This window comes from Asticcacaulis biprosthecium C19, from assembly GCF_000204015.1.
GTDB classification, from domain to species: domain Bacteria; phylum Pseudomonadota; class Alphaproteobacteria; order Caulobacterales; family Caulobacteraceae; genus Asticcacaulis; species Asticcacaulis biprosthecius.
Map to the genome: position 1 here is coordinate 830,802 of NZ_GL883077.1, position 21,763 is coordinate 852,564.

A 21,763-nucleotide genomic window follows, 5' to 3' on the forward strand; every position below is an offset into this window, starting at 1 on the left:
CCGGCGCCGCGATGCCGTCAAGCGCTGCCCCGGCCGCGGCGGCCGATGTCGCTGCGCCGGCCGCCACCGTGTTCATGCCGGCCACGTCAGAAGCAAAGCCCTTCAACCCGGCCGAGGCCTGGTCGACGAACTTGGCGACAAACTCAATGACCAGATTGCTCATGGCGGATGATGACTTCCCCGTGCCAGAAACTGAACTCTTCGAAAGTCAGCCGGTACAGTTGCTTGACGTTGAACAGGCCCGGAAAGGTGGCCGCGATATCGGCTAGGCAGCGCTCCCAGTCACTTGGCCACTGGGAATAAAACCCGAGGTGGCCCGCGCCAGCGCCTCATAGTCCTTGGGGTGCATGCCATCGACCTGGCTGATAGTCAGGCCGGTCATGTGCGCGACAAGGGCAATCGATTTGCCCTGCTCGCCCTGGTGGGCGTCCATGCAGCGCATATCCTTCGGCCGCATCAATTTGAACGGCACATCGGTGATAAGGCTTTCGACCGGGTCGGCGCCCTCGACCTTTTTAACGACCTTGATCGGCTCGATCAGGGTGTATGTGGTTTTGTCAGCCAACGGAAACCTCCTCTGCCGGCTCGGAGTTGAAGACGTATTTCGACTTGCCGTCGTCGCCCAGGTCGGCCGGGTCGAGACGGAAGGCGTGTGGCATGACATAGACCTGGCCGGTATCCCATTCGATCTGAATGGTGGCGTCGGAGATATCCAGGTCCTTGATCGAGTCGCCGCGCACCTGAGTCTTCTCGATCTCCAGAGTCGCCGGCGTCAGTTCCTCGGTGAAGCCGACGCTGTGCGCTGACGTAACCGGGGTGCGCTTGACGCCCCCCGAATTGAACTTGACGCCCTTGAAGGTGTCGATGAAGTCGCCGTCGATCGTGATCTTGGCTTTTCCGGTTAGCTTGGCCATGGGGGCTCCTTAAGCCAGGGGTTGGATCATGGAGGCGAACTTCAGGAAGCCGTTGATGAGGTCCGGCCTCTGGAAGCTGTTGACGCGGTCGCGGTCCGTTGCGTCACGGGTAACAACCAGCGCATCGATGTAGGCCGCGACGTTCTCGATCAGCCCGGCCTTGCCGAAGTCGACCGCCTGGGCAGCCAGGGTGGCGCGGATCTGCGACGGCGTAGCGACCTTGGCCGACGGCAAATAGTTGCCGCCATCATCGCCCAGCTTGTAGCGCGGGTAAGTTTCGGCGATCAGGACCTGCTGGGCCCAGGAGATATAGAACAGCGTCGTCAGGCGGGTTAGCAGGTAGAGACCGTCGTCAGCATAGCCGGCTTCATTGGTCTTGTAGGTCGTGACCAGGAGCTGGATATAGACCTTGCCGGCATCGTTGACGTCCAGCGTGGCCAGGCCGGCCTGGAGTAGCAACTCGCGTTCCGTCCCGCTGAAGCGATCGTTGTCCTTAGGCGGCAGCATGCCCTTGATGACAAGGTCACACAGCGGGGTAGCCGGATCGTTGGCGATGCTGTTGGCGCAGGCGCCACCGACGGCGGCGGCGACTTTCCAACTGGGCCAGGGCGTACCCTTCATCGCGACGATCGGCGCAAAGGCACTATTGCGTGAGGCGGCGAAGGTTGTGAGGGTCGAATAGCTGTCCGTCTTGTGCGTTAACGACCAGCAGTAATTGCGCTTGGTGGCGATGGCCCGGTCGGCGGCAAAGGCCTCGACGGCCGCGATATTTGTAGCATCGGTCCAGAAGTGCAGAATGGCATCGAAAGCCTGGTCGCCGAGCAATGCCAGCTTGGTTGCGGCGACCGGGTCCCCGGTGCCGCCGGACATAGCGGTGACCTCGCACGTCAGGCCAATCGGCACACGGTCGCCGGGGTCGTAGTTCTTGGCCAGATAAATTGAATTGCCGGCAGTGCCCTTGTGGCGAGACGTGACCGTCACGGTTGCGGTTGACACACCGGCTGTGCAGGACAGGTCAAGATAGGTGTTGATCTTGGCGCTAACCGCGGCGGCAGTTTGAGCGGCCGTCATGCCCACTGCGACGGACACCTGAATGCGCTGTTGCTCGACCATCAGAGCGATAATGCCGGCCTTGGTTGCCGTACCTGTGAAGACAAAGGTACCGGTCGCCGCGGTCGGATCGCCCGTGGCAGGTTCGCCGAGCGGCATGCCCCAGAGTTGGATATCGCGACTGTTGATCTGGTCGTTGAACACCGCGCACATGCCGGTCAGCATCGAGCCCTGACCGAAGATGGCCTTCGCGTGATCGGCGGAGTCAACGCGAACCGGCCTGTCCAGGTCCGAAGGAAAGGTCCCCAAACCGATACACAGCACGCGGTAAGGCCGGCCGGGCAAGCCGTTGCGCATCTTGCTGAAATCGAACTCGACGTACTGGCCGGGCGAGCGCGTCGTCAGGGGAATTTGCGTAAAACTGAGACTATCCATCAGACCTTATCCTTATCGGGTTTGGCGGTGGCCTTGGCTTCGTCGGCCTCGCGCTTGGTTTGGGCGGCCGTGTCGTCGATGACATCTTCGTCCGCGCGTCGGCGGGCCCAGTACGGGCTGTCATCAACCCAGCCGCCGGTTGCGGGCAGCGCTTGGCCGGTGGCGGGATCCGGGACGACGCGCAAATCCTTGGACTTGGCGTCGACGGCTGCGGGTCTGTAGAACAATCGGGCCATTTAGGAGGCCTCCTCTGTTGGCAGGGTTTGGTTGCTGACCAGGTCAGCGGCTTCGTCGTCGGCGGGTTCGGACCGGGCCAGGGTGAACTCGGCTTGCAAGGTCGCGAACCGTCCCAGGAACTCGGCTTCATTGTCGAAGTTGGGCGATGCCTTTTCGAACAGGAATTCCGTGGTGAACTGGATGACGATCAGCGACACTCCGGCCTTGGCCATCGCGACCGAATGCGGGACGCGGGTCACCGGCCCCAGTTCGAAGTCACCGATCTCGAGGCCGAGATCATTGCCCATGAACAAGCTGATCACGTCTTCCATCAGGCCCAGGGCGCCGGCCTCGCTGGCGATCGGCCCCCCCTTGGCGGCAGCCGCGCCTCCGCGCTTGTTCTTGGCGGCCACCACGACGGCGAAGTTCGCGCGCACCTTGGCGCCGGCGCTGAGGGTCTGCGGTTGCGGGAAGCCGCCGAAGGTCGCCCAGATGGCCGGCCACTTCAGCGTCTTGGACAGCTCGGCGTCCCAGTTGAGTGGGTAGGAATCAGCCGTCCCCCATTCGTAGGGGATGACGCCCGTCTCGCCGGCCGCTTTCGCGTAGGCCAGGATAGCGTCCTCGATGTCGGCGATCTTCGTCATGCCGTGCCGACCAATCCATCGAGAAAGTAGCTCTCGATCTTGCCGTCGATGACCTCAAGGTTCTCGGCACTGAGGCCAAGGTACGGCCGCGCCGGAATGGTCACCGATTTGACGGTGACGAAGCCGCCGCCAGGCATGGCGAAGTGCAGGGCCTTGCCGTTCGTCGCCTCGATAACCCCGCCCTCCTGGTGGATCCGAGCATAAATCAGGTTGGCGCCCCAGATGGCGCTGTCGGCAGTGGCTTCCGAACTGATATCGTTGTGCAGATTGCCTTCGGCGAACAACGTCCTGCCGCCGTCAGCCTTGGCGCGGGCGGATTGTTTCCACGCTTGGCCATCCGGCCCGACATTGGTGTCGGCGATGCGCTCCTGAGTGGTCTCTTCGCCGTAGAAGGCGATGTCCTGCATCAGTGGCAGGGCATTCTCTAGCCGGCGGATGATCTCGTTGACATAGGCGCCGGCGACGTCGCCGCCATTGATCGTAAAAACAATCTGGACCATCACAGCCCCCGCATCGTCTCGCGTGAGAACACGCGATCAGGGCTGACGAACTCGACGGTGCTGGGCGCGGCGGCGGCCTCGATGCCGGCCGTGGTTAGCTTGATTTCCCCGCGCGAAAGGCGGGTCAGCCACTTGATGGCGTCTTCGTAGCGCTTGCGGACGGGTTCCGGGACCTCGTCCTTGTGCAGATAGTAGTAGGCCAGGTCGCAGCAATAGCGCGTCAGGTTCGGTTCGGGCAGAACCAGTGAGGCGACGTCGTACTTGGCGGCGACATAGGCGTTGATCTCGTTGGTCGCGTCGACCAGGGCGCCATCGATCTTGTCCTGGTCGATCGTGCCCAGGCCGGCCTCGTCCGTCAATTGGATCAGGGCGTCCGTCGTAAAGCGTGTCTGCAGGTCGGAAAGGACGGCGTACATCAGCGCGCCTTCCTGCGGTACGTACGACCGACCAGCTTGAGCGCGCCTGTCTTGACCTGGCGCAGGAAGGTTCGGGTGCCTTCGGCCTTCAGCCGGTAGCTCGACGGCCCTTCACCGCCAAACAGGCGCTCCAGGACCAGGTCGATCGTGGCGGGCTTCAGGGTCGTCGGCAACGGATCGGCGAAGGGGAGTTCGTAAAGTTCGACCAGGTGAGCATCGATTTCGGCGGCGGCTTCGCGCGCCAGGGTCTCGACATAGGCCAGATCGACGGCCACGCCCGTACGCTTCTCCAGCTCGGCCAGTTCGGCCGGGGCTGCGCGTTCAAGAATTTGGGAGGCGGTGGCGTACATTTAAGGGGTGCTTAGGGAGGGTTTAAGGGGGTCTTAAAAATGTGGGCGGCGGCAGAAGGAACTACGCGCCGCCGCCCAGTTTACAGGGAGGAAACGCCTTAGCCTTTCGGCCCGGGCTTGGTCTGCGACTTGGCCTTGGCAGGCTTCACCACAGTCTCGGTCTGAGCAGGCGCGGGGGCCGGAACAGGCGCAGGGGCGGGATCTAACGTCGCGACCTGCGCCTGGCCCTCGGCCTCCCCAGGCTGGCTCGGAATTGTAGGGGTGTCCGTGCCGGCATTCTGCTCGGCATCGGACGGCAGCGCCTTAGGCGTCGCAGTGTCAGGCGTTGCTTCGCCTTCCGTCGGTGGGCTCACCGGCCCTCGGGTATCGGTTTCGCCGGTGTCACCCGGCAGGATCACATCCACGCCTAGGCCAAGGCCTTCTTCGCCCAGGTCTTTGATCCAGGCGCCGGTCAGGTCGAGTTCGGCCTGGTCGGGATCGATCATTAAGCCGCGGCCGAAGTCGCTGGGCTTGGCGGACCGGATCGCGGCGGTGGTTTCATGGATCTCGTCAATCGGCGGCATCGGGCAGCGCCCTTCGCGGATGGCGAGGATGTGCGCCTCGACCATTTCACGCAGGGCGGCTTCGACCGGGCTGGCGTCCAGAACCAGGACGACTGGCTCGACAGAGGCAATGCGCGCCTTGATGACTTCGGCCGAAGGCGCCGGCTCCCAGTGGTAGCCGTCGCCGTCGCCGCCGGCGTGATCAGTAGTGCCGACCTGGACCTCGATCTTAGGGTCAAGGACCAGGGCCAACAGGCGCCGAAGGCCTTCGACCGCCGCGATCTCCAGGGCGTGGACGGCCCAGTGGCCGAGTGGCGTCAGGTCGAAGCCGGCCCGGCGCGCGGCGCCGGTGGACTTCAGTCGCAGGGTGAGGGCGTTCATGATGACCCTCGCTTACGGCAAGCGCGAAGAAGCATCGATAATGATGAGCTTCTTCCAGTAGATGTTGGACTCGCCGCCGGCCAGGTTCTGGGCTTCGAAGAGCTTCTGAGCGGCGGCCAGGTTGCTGGTGCCGACGACGATATGGGTCGGCACGATGCCCAGCTTTTCGCCGTTGTCGTCGGTGTAGGACGACATGATCTGCTTGGCGGCCTCATAGTTGGCGGCATTGAGCGTGGCGGTCGACCGATAGGAGGTCTGCCAGTAGCTGTAGCCGGCCGCGCCGCGAGCCTCGCCGCCGAACAAATATTCGCCGAGGTTGAACAGATGGTCGTTCTGGCCGTTGGCGTTGACGTTGGACACGAAGTTCGGCTTTTCGCGGTCAACATAGATGATCGGCTTCAGCGGCTTGCTGAGGTCCATCAAATACCAGGGCTCGACCGTGCCGGCTGTGTTGATATTCGAGAAGGTCACACCGTTGATGACGTGGTCGCTGTCGAAGAAGAACTGGCCGTCGTAGCCGGTGGAGGTGTGGCCCGCCTTCAGAGCATCGAGGCACAGGCGGTCGCGCAGATAGCCGGCGTCTTGGCCGATGCCTTCCAGCATAGACGGATAAAGGCCGAGATTGTCGTCCTTGATCTTGTTCTTGTGGACGGCGACCGTCACTTCATAGTCGTCGACCGTGATCGAATAGGCACGTTCTTCGAGCGCCTTGATCTGCTTGGGACCGACCCACTTCTTGAAGATCGGGAAGTCGCCCAGGAAGCCGAAGGTTTCGACCTTGGTCGAGGCCGGGACCGGGGTGACAAAGGGATCGGTGACGCGCGGCGCCTTGCCCAGGCCCATCGTGAACGACAGGTTGAAGCTGACCCGCAAGGCCGTCAGGGTGGCGTTGTTGATAATCATGGTCGCTCCTTAAGCGGCGAGGCCAACACCGACGCGGACCCAGACACCGTCGCTATCGACGCCGGTGACGCGGCCCGCGATGGCGCGGACATTGGTGTTGGAGGTTTTGGCGACCGTCTGATTGTCGGCCAGGTAACAAACCTTGCCGATCTCCGCGACGGTGACCAGGTCGCCGGTCAGGTTGGCGAACTTCGCTTCGCCGGACCTGACGGTCACGACGGCACCACCATCGGCGGCGGTTCCGGTGACGGTCTCCAGGGCGACGCCGACGGTTTGCAGCGTTCCGGCTTCGGTCGAGTCGGCGCCGGTCTTGCCGTCGATGGCATATCCGGCGATCAGCTGGACCAGCGCGCTCTGGAGCACGACGGCCGATGCCTTGACGCCGAACGAATGGTCGACGACGGAGCCACGAAAGATGATTTTGCGGGGGGCGGTGATAGCCGTCAAGTTGCACTCTCCTGCAAGGCCTTGAGGAAGTCGGCCTCCGACTGACCGAAGGCGGCGCAAACCTGCTTCTGCTCGGCCGACAGGGCGGTGATGGTGGCACCGCCGGCGGGCTTGCCGGTCAGGACCTCGCCGCCGGCGACGACGGGGTTGGAGCCCATCAAGGCGCGGGCCGTTTCGGGCGCGGTCTTGAGCAGGTTGAGATAGTGGTCGCGCTGGGCCGGAATGATGCGGCCGGCGGTGATGGCGGCATCGACCTCGGCCGTGTTGGCGGCCGCGGTCAGCGTCGTGACCTGGGTCTGCAACTGCGCCATGAGGGCCGTCTGGGCGTTGCCGCCAGCCTTCAGCGTGGTCGCGGCCGACAGAGCGGCAGTGTGCGTGGCGCTGGCTTCCAGGCCAAGGGCCTGGGTCAGCGCGGTATAGTTGCCCTGGGCCGCGTTGAGCGCGGTTACCTGGGCCGTCGCGGCGGCTTCAATCTCGGGCAGGGTCGCGGTTGCGGCCAGCCCGAGAATGGCCGCGAGAGCGGTCAAGTCCATTTCGGTTTCCAGTTGGTTGTTGAGAGAGGCGGAGGCGGCCAGTTTGGTCAGGCCGTCGGTGGCGGGGTAGGCCGTCAGGGCCGCGTTGAAGATCAGCCTGACCTTGCCGGCGGCATCGTGGTCGATGGCCGGCGAAATGTATTTGTATTCACCTGCGTTGATCGCGGCGGCGGCCTTGGCGGTCCAGGTGACGGTGCCGTAAACGCCATCGGCTTCAGCGGTCAGGGCCGCGGGCTTGATCCAGCCAGACGCCGGAGCCGTGCCGCCCTGTCCGGACGCGGCGAAAACGAGTTGATGGTCGTAGTCGAGGGGAATGTCCTGCTGACCTGCCCAGGCTTGCGAAGCGGCAACGATCTGCTGGGCGTGCGCGAGGTTCAGGACAGTGTAGGTGCCTTTGCCGCGGGTCGTGAACTTGCCCATGGGCAGCAGGCGGATACGTTGGGTCGCAGTCCCGTCAGCGTTCATGATCAGATCGGCGGCCGTCAGTTCGACAGCCGCCGCCAGCGCTACTACAACTTCATGAGATTGCCCCTTGAGTTTCACGAACAGGCCCCTAGCCTCGCCCGGGATCGGGCGCTTCACATGGGAGCAAGTTACGAGGATGGCGGGGGACTATCTAACCTGACAGGTGTCAGTTCAGGTCGCTAGTCGTCCTGGACGTCATAGGTCCAGGTGCCGAGGCTGGGCGCAAAATCCACGTTGATGGTGCGCTTGTCAACCCGGCGCACGAAACGCCGCAGCAGGAAGTCCTGCTCCAACTTGATTTTTCCGCGCATGTCGTCTACGTCTAGATCAGCCGCGCCGCCGTCTCGCGCGTAAGGTCGAAAGAGTTCCTTTAGGTCCAGGTCATCGATCCCGGCGCGGCGTCTATACAGCGATTTGAGCACCAGCTCTCGCGTTCCAGGCCTCACGCCAAAGAAACCGACCAGCCTTTCGCCGTTGTATTCCCCGATCATTGCGATCGCCGGCTGACGGCGATAATCTTGCAGACCGTATATGACCTTCTCGGGCATCCGGACCAGTGCTGGGACTTGCTGGTAATGTTCGTCCTTAACGTCTGGATGTTCCTTGCGGGAATGCCGTATCTCGGACGCATGGGCGCGTAGCGTCATCTTCGACAAGTCGATTTTGCGCAGGGCTGCCTGGGTGATCAGCCACTGTGGCATTGGGCCCAAGTCGGCCATGTCGCGATCATCAGTCCCTGGCGTCGCCACCGCCATCACCCGCGCCAGGTCGACCGCGATCTTCGCTGTCCGCTCCTCCAGGCCCCACACCCACCCCACCGTCTCAGGACTGCGCAGGGTCTGGGCGACCTGCGGCAGGAACTCGACCAGGTCTGGGCGCGGAACCGCCGAGAAGCCGGCCGCATCGCGGAACAGCCCGTCATTGACCACGACCGGATGCCCGCCCGGATCGACGACCGGCCGATCGGCGGGCAGGTTGAGGTCTTCCAGGAACTTGCGCGCCGCCGGGCCGGCCTGGTCTGCCGGCAATCCCTTCACACCCCTGGGCGTCGGCGCCGGCCGTGCGGTCAGGTGGCGCAGCGGCGCCTTGCCGACATTGTAATTCCAACCCGGGTCGATCCCGCCCTCGATGGTCGCAGGCTCGCCGGTCCTGGGATTGACATAGGCCTTGGGCGGAAACCGGACCGGCTTCAACGTCACCTTAAGCTTGCGCTGATCCAGCATGGCCTGGCTGAGTGACATGGTGGTGCACTTGCAGCCCCAGGCGCACGGCGGGTAATGCGTATCCCACCAGGCATCGGTGATCGGCAGAATGGTCCCGTCCCACGCCTTGTGCTCCAGCCGGGGAAACCGCACCGAATTGTGCCGAAACATCATGTACGGCGTCGTGGCGCGCACCGCCCAGGCGCGCTGCCAGTTACCAACCTGGTGTGCGACGCGCAGATTGGTCTGGAAGATCGTCTTCAGCCGGCGTTTTGACCCCAACTGGACCAGCTTGACCTCGCCGGTGTCGGGGTCGCCCATCAGCTGCTTGCCCCACCACCCGGCTGCCTTCAGCCGCGGCGCGAGCTCGGCATCGAACATCGCCTGCGTCCAGCCTTCAGCCAGGGCCTGGTCGACGATGGCGCGGGTGTCTTCGAGCAGCTGGACCTGCAGCATCTTGGCGACGGTAAAGGCCTGCGCGTGTTGGTCCTGCCAGACATCCTGCCAGGCAAAGCTCGGCTGCAACCCCTTCGACCGAAAGTAGGCAATAGCATCCTTAGGCGGAAGGGGCTTCAGGTCCAGTGCCATGGCTTAGCGGTAAGTGACCGTGATATCCAGCGTCCCGGTCGTGACGATCGTGATGCCGGTCGTGCAGTACAGGTTGTATGTCAGCGTATAGGGCGACACCGAGGCGATCGTGGTGATGGTGGCGAACTTGGTGCCCGAGGCGGCCGTGTTGCAATATCCGGTGATCGTTCCGGCCGCCGGCGTATTGACCACGATGGACTGGACGATTCCGGCGCCCGACTTGACCGTGGTGGTGCTGGCCGTCGTGATGTTGGCAAAGGAGCTGCCAGCCTGGGCAACAGCGGCGACGCCCGTTCCGGAGGCCGTGGCGGCGTCGATCTGATAGGTACGCGAGAAGTTGGTACCGTTCCACAAGCGTCCGACGTTGTTGGACGTGGGAACGATAGAAGACGCGGTTGTGACAAGGGTATCGGTCGTTGTCAGCGACAATTGTAGAGCCGTGCCTGACGTGTTGACCAGCGTGGTCTGTAGCCGTCCGCCGGTGTCAGTCGACAAAAACCGATAGTTGGTGCCGTCCGATCCGCCAGCGATCAAACCGGTTGAGGGAACCGCGGAGCCGGGCGTATTGCCGCCGACAACCGGGATGCCCGAGCCCGCCAGCCCGCGCACCTGAATGAGGGGCGACCAGGTGCCATCGGCGTTTAGGTAGATCTTCTGCCTTTGGGTCGACAGCTGGCCGCTATCACTCTCCGACTGGGCGAACGCTGGCGATGACGTGGCCAGCATCAGTACGAGGGTGACCGCGATGGCAGCGATCGCCTCCGGCAAGCTGAAAACTACGCTCTTCCACTGCCAGCCGCGGAACGTCTCGAAACGATTATGATCCATTTAGGGCCTCCTTAAAGCCGCTTTAGGGTGTCTGGTAGCCGCCGACCTGCATCCACACCTGGGCGCCTGAGACGCTCAGTTTCAGGAGTTCGATGTAGTTGTTGCGGCCGCGTACCCGGAAGGTCTGGTTGCCGCCTTCGACGCCCTCGAGCCGCAGATTGCTGCTGTTCGCGAAGGTCACATCGCATCCCGTCGTGCCGCGCAGCACGATGCGCTGTCGGCCGGCCACCGTGGTCGACACCGACGTGACATTGCCCGTGAAGTTGAGCACGGCCAGGCCGGTGTTGCCGATCGACAGCACGCCGCTGGGCGCGCCCGTCAGAGTGGTCTCGGTGGCGTAGGACTGGGCGGCCAAGTTCTGGACCGAACAGCCAATCGCCATCCAGATCTGTTCGCCGGATTGCGCGATCTGCAAAAGCCGGATCCAATCCTTGTAGCCCAGCGTCACATCCAGGTTGCCGGGCAGCCGCAGATGATCGTCGTCGTGGATCAGCGTCCAGGCCTGGCTATTGCCGTTGCGGATGACCACCTCGTGGTAGACGAAGCCGAGCGGCGTCTCGACCCGATTGACCGTCTGGGCGCCGGCGGCGTTGAGCTTGCCATACGAACCCGACGACAGCGGCAGGGTGTTGAGTATCCAGGCGTCGAAGCCGTCGCCGACGATATAGTTGGTCGCGCCGCCGGTGATGGCCAGCTTGACCTGCAGGTCCGTGGTAACGGTGCCACCCGACAGGACATAGGTGCCGACCAGGACGCCGAACGGATCGGTCAAGGTGAAGGTGGCGTTGACGCCGGCAACGGTGCATCGCACCTGGTACTTGCCGATCTGGCAGCCGGCCAGGCGCGGCGTCGTGGCATCCAGGACGCAAGAGCCATTGCCGGTATTGGCGCCAGACGCCTTGACCGCTACGGTCTCGCTAAGCGTTGCCGCCGTGAAGCCGGCCTCAGCCGTATAGGTCTTGGCGCCGATCGACAGGATCGACGGAATTTCCCAGGAGTTGTTGGCGTCGGCCGGGATCTGCGGATCCTGGTAGTAGCGCCGCTCCGGATCGGGGTGGTTGCTGTAGCAGCCGCGGAAGACGGTATCTGTCGCCCAGGGGCCGCGCCCGACCGGGCAGGAGGACCGCCAATACCACCAGATGCGGCCGTCGTTCCACCACACCAGTCCGGACGTGGTGCCCGTCCCCGGCTCGGGCGTGTTGGTCGGCTTGCCGGTCTCGGCGTCGATGGTAATGCCATAGGCGGCCGCCGAGACCGTACCAAACTGCGTCGGTACCGGACCGGACGTGGACTTCGGCTGATTTCCGGTCGAGGGGCCGCCGGCGGTCCAGACCGTCGTCCAGGCGCCGGAGTCGACCTTGCAGTAATCCTTGACGTTGTCGACGGCGTTGCTGGGCTCGCCCGGCGGCGCCGTGTTCGGGATGTCGGCCAGGCCGGACACCCACAACCGGTACAACAGGTCGTTGCCGGCGTTGAACCCGCCCTTGCGGCAATCGATGGCCAGACATCCAATGACCTGGTTTCCATAAGCGCAGCCGCCGGCGTTCGGCCGGATGCCGATTCCGTATCCGGTGACTGGCGTCGACGAAAGGAGCGCTCCGGTCTCTTCGTCGTATTCGTTGGAGACCTTGCCGCAATCGTACGAACTGCAACCTTCAAACCGGTTGTTGTAATTGTAGGAGTGCCCGCCGTCATGTTTACACCAGCGGAACACGCAGCCACGCGCCACGCTGTCTGTTGAGGTAAATGAGAGGCCGTTGTCACCAATGAATTCGAACGTGCAGTTTGTAATCAGGTGGCCTTTGGTATCGACCGTACCGCCGAAACCTTCTTCGCCCAGGAACGCCGTGGTTGTGACTTCGCCGGCTTCCGTCGTGGCGAATTCGAGTTGGCCCGTAAGGTAGGTGGTCAGGGTCGACTGGTCGAGCGTCTTGGTGCAGCGATCCATGCTGACGTAGTTGCCCCACCGGTCGGCGTAGCCCATGAAGCCGGCGCCATTGGTCAGAAGACAACGCTCGGCATGGACCGCCACACTGTCCTGGGTCGCCTTAAACGCCGGGCCGTACATGTTGTGGAACGTCAGGTCGCGCAGCGTGATCTTGGTGCTGCGGTAGAACTCAAGCCCGCTATTGCCGTGGTCGATCGAAAAGCCGTCGAAGACCATGCCTTCGCAGTCGGTCGTCTTGATCGAGAAGCCGGAGGTGTTGTGCGGCCCGGTGATCGTCGCCTTGCCGCTGACGCCGCCGCCCATGGCATTCTGAAATTCGATCCAGCGCGCGCCGGTGTGGGTGATGGTGGTGCCGTTGACGTCGAGCGTCAGCGCGCCGCCATCGACATCGAGCACAATCGCGGTGCTGCCCAGGTCAAGCGTCTGGTCGCCCAGGGCCAGGGTCGCCGGCGCCGTGCCAGCAAACGCGAGGAAGGCCGCCGCCGCGGCCGCCAGCCAGTTCCGCGCCGTCTGCCCTGGGGCGCGCGGATAATCCTTCAGGTCCCATTTGAACTTGGGCAGCCGGTCGATCATCGGCCGCTCGACCAGGCCTTCAGCAACAGCAAAGGTATTCCCTGCGCCCTGCGGGCCAGGCACCACGACCTCGATAACCTTGAAAGCCTGTTCGTCAGCCATCAGGCCACTCCTCGGATATTGGTGTTGCCCGCGATCCACGTCTCTTCGGCGGCGTCTTCCGTCACCCGTCTGACTTCAAACCGGCCATTCTTGCCCGCTTTCAGTGCCGCCTTCTCGACCTTGGTCAGGGCGAACTTGACCAGGCAGTCGGTGACCAGGCCATCAACCGTCGTTGTCTCGATGACGCCGGCCTTGGCCAGGACCGTGACGCCCAGCTCGTTCGTCAAGATCAGGCTGAAGGTCGAGCCTTCCAGGTCCAGCAGACCGCCATTGACGTTGGACTTGAAGCGAAACACCGTGGGCGCCGTCGTGCCGCGCCGGATTTCGATCATGGCTTCAGGTGGGGTCATGTCGTTTGCCCTACCGCTTCGCTACTTGAGGGCGGGCCGTCCCCCCGGATATCGAGATCCGCCTCACCAGCCAGGCGTGCGGAATAGCCGGCCCGGGCGAGCAGGTCCGTCATCTTGCCGGCGTCCATCTTCTCCAGGGCGCCGATCAGGCCTGTGCGGATGTCCTCGATCGACGCCGCGCCGTCGACCAGGTCAAAGACCTCGTCCAGCATCGGCGCCATGACTTCGGTCCATTCCGACTCGGTCGCCTCGACCAGGCCGTCGATCGCGTCTTTCGCCTCGGCATCGCCTGCGGCGAGGGCTGTAGGGCTCCCCTCGACACTTAAGGGCCGTTTAAGGCCGCTTAAGGGGCTCTTGGGCGGCCGAGTCGCCCCGGTGCCATCTTCCGCCGACCCAGGCGTGCCGTCCTGGCCAGCGGGCGGCGTTTCCTTAGGGGCTCCCCAGAAGCGAACTTCTTTCCCCTCGGTCGGCTCGGGCGCGTCGGGCAGGCCCATCTTGTCAGCAACAACGGACTCCTCGACCCGACCGCCGCCTTTGGCAAAGCGTTCGATCATCTCGAAGTTCTCAAGACTGAACGTCTCGGCCTGGCCGATCTTGATCCGGGGATACTTGCCCTTGGCCGGCTCGCCAAAATTCAGGAACACCATCGGCCGGACCAGGTCGCGGTTCAGCGTGGCAGCCAGCGCCTTGGCGTCGGCGCGCTGGATGTCCTGGCGCACATCGTTGTGCACGGCGCCGGACGATCCGAAGCCACCCGTGGTCGCATCGGTCGATCCGGTCTGGCCCAGGACCGCCTTGCTGATCTGCATGTCCAGATATTCGCAAAGATTTTGGAACACCTCGGCATTGCCCGACGCCATGGCGTTGACGAACTCGATCTCCATCGAGCGCGGGATAATGCCGGCGGCATCGTTGCCGATCGAGGCCACGGCCCGCAATAGGGTGCGGCGCTCTTCCTCGGTGGCGCTGGCGTCGTATTTGCCCACGCGCATGGGGATGCCGTAGATCTCGGCGAAGATGACCCAGTCTTTCAGGGCGAAGTTCTTGAACAGGTAGGGCCAGGCCATGACGCGGGCCAGCCCGCCGCGCACCGTCTGGCCTGTCTTGAAGGCGTGGCGGTGCACGATGAACTTGTACGGCGGCAGGGGCTCAGGCAGCCCGGCATTGCCGTCGGTTCCGCCCTTGAGCAGCGGCGTCTCGCCGTCGACCTGGTCGAACTCAAAGAAGCGCGGATCGCGCGTCTTCAGCTTGGGCATCCACGGCGTAACGCTGCGCTCCCAGATCAGCTCGGTATAGCTGATCGCCTTGCCGATGGCGTCCAGGATATCGAACAGTTCGCCTTCCAATTCGTCCCGGTCGAGGTAGTCGCGGATCAGATCGGCATGCGCCTGAGAGGCGGCGTCGTCGCCGGCGGCTTCGACTGTGATCTCGAGCTGGGTGACCGAACGCTTACGCACGCCCAGGACGCCGGCATAGTGCGCGTCCTTTTCTTCGATCTCCTCGGCCAGCTCGAAATAGGCGGTGGCGTCGCCCTGTTCGGCCTGGCGCAGGATAGACGCCAGCCGGCCGGGGTCCAGGCCCTGGGCGGGGTGACCACTGAGGACGGGGCGCATACCGGTGAGGGTCGGGCCGGCAATCTCGCGGTCGAGCACCTGGTACTGGAGCGGCTTGCCGGTCGACGGGTCGACCAGGGACGATGTCTTGATCACCATGCGCCACCGCCTTTGCTCATCCCATGGCGGGTTTCGCCGCGATCGAGGTGACCACCGTGTCGAGAGTTAAAGTCGTCATTGGCGCCGGCCTTTAGGGCGCCGACCGGCGTATAGCCGTATTCGATCTTCATGCCGTGCGCGGCCAGGCACGCCAGGCCGGCTGCCCAGAAACGGTCCGGGTGTACGTCGGCCGCTTCGGCGAGCGCCTTGTTGTCGTTGCTGGCCTGTTTGATGCCGCGAAGGTCGACCCGGATTTCATCGTCATACGGGATGCGAATGGTGCCGTTCTGAAAACGCTCGGCCAACAGGGTCGCCATGGTCAGACGTGTGCCCGGAGCGAAGAGCACGCCCTTGACCCTGGGCCCGTGCTTGGTGATGGCGGCTTCAACGACAGCTTCGCCCATGCCGGTCTGATCGATGTCCGCCTCGGCGATCCGGTATCGGTGCATCATATCGTCGAAGGCTTCTTCCTGTTCGGCAAACGTCGCGCCGATCTTCTCCCAGCGTTCGCGCAGCCACAGGATGTTGCCGACCAACTCAAATACCCAGATCACGGCCCAGTGTCGGCGGCGCGCGATGTCGCGGCCGATATAGCAGAGTCCGCCCTGGTACAGCTCCGGCTTGCCCGCGTCGGCATGCTCGCACTTGGTGATGTCCTCAGCCTTCAGCCAGGAGCCGCCGCCGACCTTGGGGATACAGTCCAGCTCTTCGGCAGCATTGTCGCCATAGCGAGCACGCAGCGCCCGCTCCCATTCCGCCTTGTCCGGGATATCCGGATTGAGCAGCTTGATCCGCTCATACAGCCCATCGGCCAGGGCATCGGCCAGGGTGATGGTGATGACCTCGCCTTCGCGCTTCTTGGCGCGGATCTCCTGGATCAGCTTGTTGAACGGGTTATCGATGCCGTTGTGTGTCGACACGACAACGACCTTGTCGCCCCACATGGTCAATGCCAGGGCGGCCTTCAGCACCTCTTCCAAGTTGGACATGAAGGCGGATTCGTCGATGATGACGAAGCCCTTCTTGCCGCGCCAGGCGCGCGCCACAGCCGGCAGGGCGGTGATCTTGTTGCCGGAGGGGAAGGTTATGACAAAGGCGGTGACGTGCTTCTCTTCGTCTTCAAGAACAACCTCGCCCGAATCCTCAATGGCGAAGTTCATCGCTTTTGCCCACATGGCGCACGCGTCGATGAATTCCCGCGTCATGTCTTTTTCGAAGCCCATGTACCAGACCTTGCGGCCGGCATAGCCTTTGCGGGCAGCGGTCAGTACGGCTTGAAAGGCGAGGCCCCAGGTCAGGCCGATACGGCGGGACTTCTCTATAACGGTAAGCGCAAATTGCGTGACCGCCTTGATGGCCCGGCCCTGGTATCCCAGCAGGATATTCCCTCGGCCGACATCCTGGAGCTTCTGATCATACTCAACCTTGGCCGCATCGAAGGCATCGAGCGTGGGGGCGGGGCGCAGCTTCATTTCGCACCACCCATGACAGCATTGAACAGGCGTTCGGCGATGTCATCACTGATACCCTCCTGCTTGACGACGTTGGCGACCGCCTTCGCCGCTTCCTTGGCGACCTGCTCTTTGATCTTCAGGGTCCGATCCGTGTCCGTCTTGGCGGCAGACGACAGCGACTGCAGGGACCTGGCCAGAAACAGAACCTGTTCAGGATCGAGCGTGACCGGCTTGGCTTCGCCTTCGCCCAGGTCATCGTCGTCGGCCTCGCCCACCGCACTGGCCAGGTCGAAGATGATGGTCTGCATCATCTCGATATTCAGCCGCCCGACCTGGTCATCAGGTTTGTCGCCGAACTTGGCGGCGAAGGTCTCCGCCGCCGCCCGCGTTTGCGCCAGGCGCTCCTGGACCTTGCGGAACCGTTTGGCATAGCGGCCCAGCGCCGACCGAGACGGCAGCTGAAAGGCGTCCGAGGTCGCCAGCAATTCGTCCATGGCCTGAAGGATGGCGTCGAGCGTGACATTGGCGGCGATCAGCTTGCCGATCTTGAGGCGAACTTCTTCCGGCAGTGTCTCGATCGACGACGGGGCGTGGCGCTTTTTCATGGCTACCCCTGCGACGGGTCGTAAGGTGTTACCCCGCGGCGGGTGGCCAGGCCGGCGGCGACTTCGCGACCGGCGGGCAGAGCGATGACATTGAACTTGCCACGGCCCAGATCTTCGATGTCGGCCAGCCCGGTGTCGCGCAACCACTCCGCATTGGCCATGACTTGGTCGGCCGTGACATGGAACTCTCGCGACGCCACCAGGGCCCTGTGCAACATCGATACGCTGAGCGTGTAGCTGGCAAAGCCTGACAGGTAGCGCAGGATAGCCAGGCGAAGATCTTCATTCACGAGCTGGGCGAAGTTAGTCATGATGGCGCCCCATCAACAGCCGCTCGATGCGCACGACCGCGCCGTCCACCTTGTCGATGGTCTTTTCAAGCGCGCTGACCTCTGCCTTCACCGAGGCGATATCGGCCTTGGTGGCCAGGTTCAGGAATTTGATTTCGCCGGCAGCCAGACGGGTTTCATGTTCGGCGACGGTGCTCAGTAGCGCTCGCGCAATTTCATGCTCGCTCCATTTTTCGGCCCGTTCGACGCGGGCGATCAACAGCTTGCCTTCTTCGGATTCCTTCCACTTCCCGGCGCGGATGAAGGTTGCAACATTCATAACGAATGCGGCGAGTGACACGAAGATGGCGATGAAGGGCAAAAGGTCTCTCACGGACGCACCGCCTTTTTGATCTGTTCCCAGGACTTGCCGAACATGAAGACGACGGCCGGGGCGACGACGACGCTCAACGCCGCCAGCGAAATCGGTTCGGCATGCATGCCGAAGAGACCGGCCAGTGGCAGGGCGACATAGTTGACCAGGACGATGATCACGACGGCGTACAGGTAGACCGACCGGGCACGGTCAACGAACGGGTCCCGGCTCATGCCGTCGCGGGAAGGCGGCAACACCTCAGACATCACCCAGCCTCCGCGCCCGCGCGACCCAGCCTTTGAGGAACAAGACCTGGCTGGAGTTGCGGCGGACGATCTCGTTGTAACGGGTCTCGGCTTCGCGGCGGTACTGCGCCAGCAAATACGGCCCTTCGCCCGAGCGCTGGGCAATCCAGGCGGCGGCCGCCGTCATCCGGCCCAGGACGCCGTCCTCGGCGAGGTGGGTCCTGACACTGTCGCAGCGGTTCAGTGCGACCTGAAGCATCCGGACCGCGGCGACCAGGCCGCCATTGACGGCCTGGTCGAACACGGCGCCATCGATCGGCCGGGGCAAACGGTCGAGATCGAGGCGGCGCCAGAAACATTCGTAAAAAAGATTGAGCGCCATGTCCGGCGTCAGTGCCCGGATATCGGCGCCATCGATATCGCCATCCATGTCCAGGTCGAGATCGCGCAGGCCGTCGCCATTCAGATCAAGCCGCCCCTCGGCGATCGCGAAACGCAGCGAGATCCCGTGGTTGGTCTCGCCGCCTGGGTCGGCCTTGTGGTTGACGTGACCGCCCTCGATGCCCAGCACGTGGCGGGCGACGACGGCAAAGCGGCTCGACGCGAGAAAACGCGGAACCGCCAACGGAGATACAGTCTTGGATTTTGCCCTGGCCATGTCTGGCACAATGCGCGGGGTCGCCTTGGCGATCTAACCTGACAGGTGTCAGTCCGGGCTCAGAACAGGCCTAATTGTTGGGGTTCGTCATCGGCCAGAGCGGCCTTGATGCGCCAGATCGTACGTGGCGATGTGAAGTATCGGGCGGCAACCGTATTCACGGAATCGCCTTTGCGCAAGTCCCCCTCGATCAGCGCGCGTTTCTTCGCGCCGACCGGCACGTCGAGGATGGCGCCAGCGAACTCGGCCGACAGCTTGGCGGCGACTTCGGTGCCGACCGCCTGTCCGATCGGATGATTAAGCCCGATGGTTTTGGGTATGACGATGCGCTTGCCGCCCAGCTTCGCCTCGATAGCCTGGGCGGCCGTCTCGCCGATCGCGGCGACGACATGGCGCATGGAGATATCACCCACGGCCCAGCTCCCGTAAGAGGCGCTTAAGATATCCATCGGCCTTGATCGCCGCCTCGTTGGCCGCCAGGAGCTTCTGAAGCCGTTCCGACTTGGTGCCGACCGGGGCATATTTGTAGCGGCGCTGGGCAGTCTGCCAGGCCTGATGTGTGGTGTCCGCCTCGGCGCGTGCGTGCTCCAGGTCCGCCTCGACTTCGCGGCGGGCGTCAGCATCGGCAATGCGCGAGGCGTGGGACATGTCAGACCCCACTCCGGATGCGTTCGCCCAGTTCGGCCGCGCGGATCCGCAAGAGATCGATCGACAGATTGGCCAGATCGGCCGGTTCCATCAGCGAAAGCTTGCGGCATTGCGCCTTGACCAGGTCGCGCGCCAGGGCGACCGGCGAATCCGAATGCTGCGACCATCCCGCCCGGGTGGCCATGCCTTTCAGCGCTTCGATCAGCTTGAACATCTGGCCATCATCGGCCCAGATCAAGGCGTCAACCTTCAGCTGCCGGGCGCCAAACGCCTCCAGGGCGCGTTCGGACGAATTCTGAACGACGCCGAGCTGATAGAGCGAGATCCACAGCGCCCGGGCCTTCTTGGCGACCGGCGACGATGCCGGCGAACTTCTCCGCCCCACGTGTGCGGAGGGGGACCGCGGAGCGGTGGAGGGGTCTTTCTTCTTCCCGCCCTGGACAACCTTCGGCACCCAGCCGCGGCGCTTGAACTCTTCGATCACCTTCAGAAGGTCGCGATCGCCGAGACCCTTGGCGGTGTCCTGCCCGGTCAGGCGCTTCAAAGTCGCCCGATAATCGTCCTCATGAAGCCCGAGCTCCTTCCGGCCGATCTGGACCTTGGAGAGAAGCGCGCTCATTGCATCGCTCCCTTCGGCATCAGGCAGTGGTCGATCACGATATCGGCCAGGTCGACAGAGGCGACTGGCACCGCGTTGATGGCAGTATAGGAACGGCGCGGCGGCTTACCCGGCCGCGCATGCAGGGTCTCGAGCCGGACGACGTACCCGCCATCGACCTTAAAGGTGCAGTAAGATCCAAACGACCTAACCATCTTTCCGCGTTTCATAATACTGGCCTCATCAGCGCCCGCCTTACGGGTCAGACGCCCCAATCGGGGCGTTTCGGCCTGAGTTAGTTTCCGCCTTCCGCCAGCGTGTTGACCAGCTCCAGAACCCGGCGGCGAAGCTTGGCACTGCGGATCTTCGGGAACCCGCCTGCCAGTTCGATGCCCTCCGGCGTGCACAGGAAGCTGTTGACGTCCTGTTCGACCTGGACCGGTGCTTCGGTCTCGACCGTCTCCAGGCCCTCAAAGAAGTGCTCGACCTTGCACTGGAGCGCCTGGGCGATCTCGTACAGCTTGGACGCGCTGATCCGGTTGCTGCCGCGTTCATACTTCTGGACCTGCTGAAACGTCAGGTCGATCCGTGCAGCCAGGCCGTCCTGGCTGAGACCGAGCAGCTTGCGGCGCAAACGCACGCGGGCGCCGACATGCAGGTCGACCTTGTTGGGGCCGGTCTCTGTCGTGGTTTCGGGTTGGGTATCGAACATTGGGTATCTCCTGGGGAAAGCTGGGGAGTGTTGAAGAGCTGACAAAGTGGCCTCGTCAGTGCCCGCATCACGGGTCAGACACGGGGCGGACCCCGTGTTTCGGCCTGTTACGCCACCACCTTGGCCGGTGTGACGACCAGCCCAGCCTGGGTGGCTACGCATTCGGAGCCGTTGAGGGCCTTGCGCAGCCCCTCCAGGGCCAGTTCAAACGCCCGCCACTCCTCTTCGGTGGCTGCGTCCACGCCGCCCAGGGCGCGCTGGGTGAGGTCCCACAGCAGCTTGTCTTCGAAGGGCGACAACACCTCCGGCAGCTGCTTGTTGAGCGCCGCGGCCGTGACCAGGTCGCGGCAGCGGTCGGAGTCCAAGATGATCAGTTTTGCCATGTCAGGTCCCCTCAGCTCGCCGCCACGTCGATGACGATCGGCTTCCAGTCGCCGTCCTGCGTGTCGCGGCGGTAGCAGCGGACGTAACGCTTGGAGCCGATCACGCGAATGGAATCGGCGACGGCCTGCATGGCGCGGACCCAGCGCTCATCCTCGATGTTCAACCGGCGCAGACCCAGCAACTCACCGCGGTTGATCTTGCCCTCTTTGTCGACCTGAAACGCCCGATCGACGAGGGTCCGAAGCTCAGCCCGGGCACCGTCGGTCCAGTCCTTAAGGCATTCGTCGACCAGGCTCTTAGCAACCTGCAGCTCGGGCCCGAACGCGATGTTATCGGCCACCTGGACCTTGACCTGCATAAGGCCGTCCACCGTGGTCAGGGTGATGTTGCCCTTCTGCCCGCCCGCCTTGGCGCCGTACTGCTCGGCCAACAGGACCAGCAGCGAGTCGACGTCGTCGAAGCTGTGCTGGCGGAATCGCGCCACCTGGGCGGCCAGAGGTTCGGCAAATCCCAGCATCTTGCGGACCGTCTGGTCCATCAGCAGATCCGCCGGCTTGAATTGAACGACTGGCGTCCACCGGCCCTTGTTGTCCATCAGGTGTTCGACGCCGTCGATCACCTTGCCGATAGCCGGGATACCCCCGGCCACTTCGGCTTCGTATTGTTCTTGGGCGAGCTCAAGCACGCCTTTCTTGGTGCAGTCATCAGCCATGGT

At 63.6% G+C, this 21,763-nt stretch carries 30 protein-coding genes; all 30 read right to left on the reverse strand.

Features of this window, described 5'->3' with window-relative positions:
• Nucleotides 1-265 precede the first annotated feature (265 nt).
• Nucleotides 266-565, reverse strand: a complete 300-nt coding sequence (locus ABI_RS04195) for a phage tail assembly protein (RefSeq protein ID WP_006271595.1) — start codon at nt 563-565, stop codon at nt 266-268.
• On the reverse strand, nt 558-914 hold the full coding sequence (locus ABI_RS04200; protein WP_006271596.1) for a phage tail tube protein: 357 nt from the start codon (nt 912-914) through the stop codon (nt 558-560). The genes ABI_RS04195 and ABI_RS04200 overlap by 8 nt, the downstream gene beginning before the upstream one ends.
• A 9-nt stretch (nt 915-923) precedes the next feature.
• Nucleotides 924-2,399, reverse strand: coding sequence for a phage tail sheath subtilisin-like domain-containing protein (locus ABI_RS04205; RefSeq protein WP_006271597.1), 1,476 nt, complete (start codon nt 2,397-2,399; stop codon nt 924-926).
• Complete coding sequence (locus tag ABI_RS04210) at nt 2,399-2,635, reverse strand: DUF2635 domain-containing protein (RefSeq protein ID WP_006271598.1); 237 nt, start codon at nt 2,633-2,635, stop codon at nt 2,399-2,401. The genes ABI_RS04205 and ABI_RS04210 overlap by 1 nt, the downstream gene beginning before the upstream one ends.
• Complete coding sequence (locus ABI_RS04215) at nt 2,636-3,259, reverse strand: phage protein Gp37 (protein ID WP_006271599.1); 624 nt, start codon at nt 3,257-3,259, stop codon at nt 2,636-2,638.
• The gene (locus ABI_RS04220) at nt 3,256-3,759 is read right to left on the reverse strand and encodes a phage virion morphogenesis protein (RefSeq protein ID WP_006271600.1); all 504 of its coding nucleotides are present in this window, start codon (nt 3,757-3,759) and stop codon (nt 3,256-3,258) included. Before ABI_RS04220 ends, ABI_RS04215 begins: the two co-directional genes overlap by 4 nt.
• Nucleotides 3,759-4,175, reverse strand: a complete 417-nt coding sequence (locus tag ABI_RS04225; RefSeq protein WP_006271601.1) for a gp436 family protein — start codon at nt 4,173-4,175, stop codon at nt 3,759-3,761. Before ABI_RS04225 ends, ABI_RS04220 begins: the two co-directional genes overlap by 1 nt.
• On the reverse strand, nt 4,175-4,525 hold the full coding sequence (locus ABI_RS04230) for a phage protein Gp36 family protein (RefSeq protein ID WP_006271602.1): 351 nt from the start codon (nt 4,523-4,525) through the stop codon (nt 4,175-4,177). The genes ABI_RS04225 and ABI_RS04230 overlap by 1 nt, the downstream gene beginning before the upstream one ends.
• A gap of 98 nt (nt 4,526-4,623) precedes the next feature.
• A complete protein-coding gene (locus ABI_RS04235) occupies nt 4,624-5,448 on the reverse strand; it encodes a hypothetical protein (protein WP_006271603.1) in 825 nt (274 codons plus the stop codon).
• Nucleotides 5,449-5,460: 12 nt separating this feature from the next.
• Nucleotides 5,461-6,351 (reverse strand): Mu-like prophage major head subunit gpT family protein, encoded by an 891-nt coding sequence (locus ABI_RS04240; RefSeq protein WP_006271604.1) that lies wholly within the window; start codon nt 6,349-6,351, stop codon nt 5,461-5,463.
• 9 nt (nt 6,352-6,360) lie between these two features.
• Entirely contained in the window at nt 6,361-6,798 is a 438-nt protein-coding gene (locus tag ABI_RS04245; RefSeq protein WP_006271605.1) for a hypothetical protein, read from the reverse strand.
• The gene (locus tag ABI_RS04250; protein ID WP_006271606.1) at nt 6,795-7,874 is read right to left on the reverse strand and encodes a phage protease; all 1,080 of its coding nucleotides are present in this window, start codon (nt 7,872-7,874) and stop codon (nt 6,795-6,797) included. The genes ABI_RS04245 and ABI_RS04250 overlap by 4 nt, the downstream gene beginning before the upstream one ends.
• Before the next feature lie 101 nt (nt 7,875-7,975).
• Nucleotides 7,976-9,586: a phage minor head protein gene (locus ABI_RS23385; protein WP_006271608.1), complete on the reverse strand. Its 1,611-nt coding sequence runs from the start codon at nt 9,584-9,586 to the stop codon at nt 7,976-7,978.
• Nucleotides 9,587-9,589: 3 nt separating this feature from the next.
• Nucleotides 9,590-10,414 (reverse strand): hypothetical protein, encoded by an 825-nt coding sequence (locus ABI_RS24670; RefSeq protein WP_006271609.1) that lies wholly within the window; start codon nt 10,412-10,414, stop codon nt 9,590-9,592.
• Between the two features lie 22 nt (nt 10,415-10,436).
• On the reverse strand, nt 10,437-13,037 hold the full coding sequence (locus ABI_RS23390) for a right-handed parallel beta-helix repeat-containing protein (RefSeq protein ID WP_006271610.1): 2,601 nt from the start codon (nt 13,035-13,037) through the stop codon (nt 10,437-10,439).
• On the reverse strand, nt 13,037-13,387 hold the full coding sequence (locus tag ABI_RS04270; protein WP_006271611.1) for a hypothetical protein: 351 nt from the start codon (nt 13,385-13,387) through the stop codon (nt 13,037-13,039). The genes ABI_RS23390 and ABI_RS04270 overlap by 1 nt, the downstream gene beginning before the upstream one ends.
• Nucleotides 13,384-15,099, reverse strand: coding sequence for a DUF935 domain-containing protein (locus tag ABI_RS04275; RefSeq protein ID WP_006271612.1), 1,716 nt, complete (start codon nt 15,097-15,099; stop codon nt 13,384-13,386). Before ABI_RS04275 ends, ABI_RS04270 begins: the two co-directional genes overlap by 4 nt.
• The gene (locus tag ABI_RS04280; protein ID WP_006271613.1) at nt 15,093-16,571 is read right to left on the reverse strand and encodes a phage terminase large subunit family protein; all 1,479 of its coding nucleotides are present in this window, start codon (nt 16,569-16,571) and stop codon (nt 15,093-15,095) included. Before ABI_RS04280 ends, ABI_RS04275 begins: the two co-directional genes overlap by 7 nt.
• Nucleotides 16,568-17,158 carry a phage protein Gp27 family protein gene (locus tag ABI_RS04285; RefSeq protein ID WP_006271614.1) on the reverse strand — a complete coding sequence of 197 codons (591 nt, stop codon included), beginning with the start codon at nt 17,156-17,158 and terminating at the stop codon, nt 16,568-16,570. The genes ABI_RS04280 and ABI_RS04285 overlap by 4 nt, the downstream gene beginning before the upstream one ends.
• Nucleotides 17,159-17,160: 2 nt before the next feature.
• Nucleotides 17,161-17,469, reverse strand: coding sequence for a hypothetical protein (locus ABI_RS04290; RefSeq protein WP_040308568.1), 309 nt, complete (start codon nt 17,467-17,469; stop codon nt 17,161-17,163).
• Nucleotides 17,462-17,821, reverse strand: coding sequence for a hypothetical protein (locus ABI_RS04295; RefSeq protein WP_006271616.1), 360 nt, complete (start codon nt 17,819-17,821; stop codon nt 17,462-17,464). Before ABI_RS04295 ends, ABI_RS04290 begins: the two co-directional genes overlap by 8 nt.
• A complete protein-coding gene (locus tag ABI_RS04300) occupies nt 17,818-18,069 on the reverse strand; it encodes a hypothetical protein (RefSeq protein WP_040308570.1) in 252 nt (83 codons plus the stop codon). Before ABI_RS04300 ends, ABI_RS04295 begins: the two co-directional genes overlap by 4 nt.
• Nucleotides 18,062-18,706 (reverse strand): glycoside hydrolase family 108 protein, encoded by a 645-nt coding sequence (locus ABI_RS04305; RefSeq protein WP_083811379.1) that lies wholly within the window; start codon nt 18,704-18,706, stop codon nt 18,062-18,064. The genes ABI_RS04300 and ABI_RS04305 overlap by 8 nt, the downstream gene beginning before the upstream one ends.
• 59 nt (nt 18,707-18,765) lie before the next feature.
• Nucleotides 18,766-19,119 (reverse strand): hypothetical protein, encoded by a 354-nt coding sequence (locus ABI_RS04310; protein ID WP_040308571.1) that lies wholly within the window; start codon nt 19,117-19,119, stop codon nt 18,766-18,768.
• Nucleotides 19,112-19,354 (reverse strand): hypothetical protein, encoded by a 243-nt coding sequence (locus tag ABI_RS04315; protein WP_006271620.1) that lies wholly within the window; start codon nt 19,352-19,354, stop codon nt 19,112-19,114. The genes ABI_RS04310 and ABI_RS04315 overlap by 8 nt, the downstream gene beginning before the upstream one ends.
• Before the next feature lies 1 nt (nt 19,355).
• Nucleotides 19,356-19,973, reverse strand: coding sequence for a regulatory protein GemA (locus tag ABI_RS04320; protein WP_006271621.1), 618 nt, complete (start codon nt 19,971-19,973; stop codon nt 19,356-19,358).
• Nucleotides 19,970-20,167 (reverse strand): hypothetical protein, encoded by a 198-nt coding sequence (locus ABI_RS04325; RefSeq protein ID WP_157138689.1) that lies wholly within the window; start codon nt 20,165-20,167, stop codon nt 19,970-19,972. The genes ABI_RS04320 and ABI_RS04325 overlap by 4 nt, the downstream gene beginning before the upstream one ends.
• An 80-nt stretch (nt 20,168-20,247) precedes the next feature.
• On the reverse strand, nt 20,248-20,664 hold the full coding sequence (locus ABI_RS04330; protein ID WP_006271623.1) for a helix-turn-helix domain-containing protein: 417 nt from the start codon (nt 20,662-20,664) through the stop codon (nt 20,248-20,250).
• A gap of 107 nt (nt 20,665-20,771) precedes the next feature.
• Nucleotides 20,772-21,047, reverse strand: coding sequence for a hypothetical protein (locus ABI_RS04335; protein ID WP_006271624.1), 276 nt, complete (start codon nt 21,045-21,047; stop codon nt 20,772-20,774).
• Between the two features lie 11 nt (nt 21,048-21,058).
• Nucleotides 21,059-21,760: a DUF3164 family protein gene (locus ABI_RS04340; protein ID WP_006271625.1), complete on the reverse strand. Its 702-nt coding sequence runs from the start codon at nt 21,758-21,760 to the stop codon at nt 21,059-21,061.
• Nucleotides 21,761-21,763: the final 3 nt, after the last annotated feature.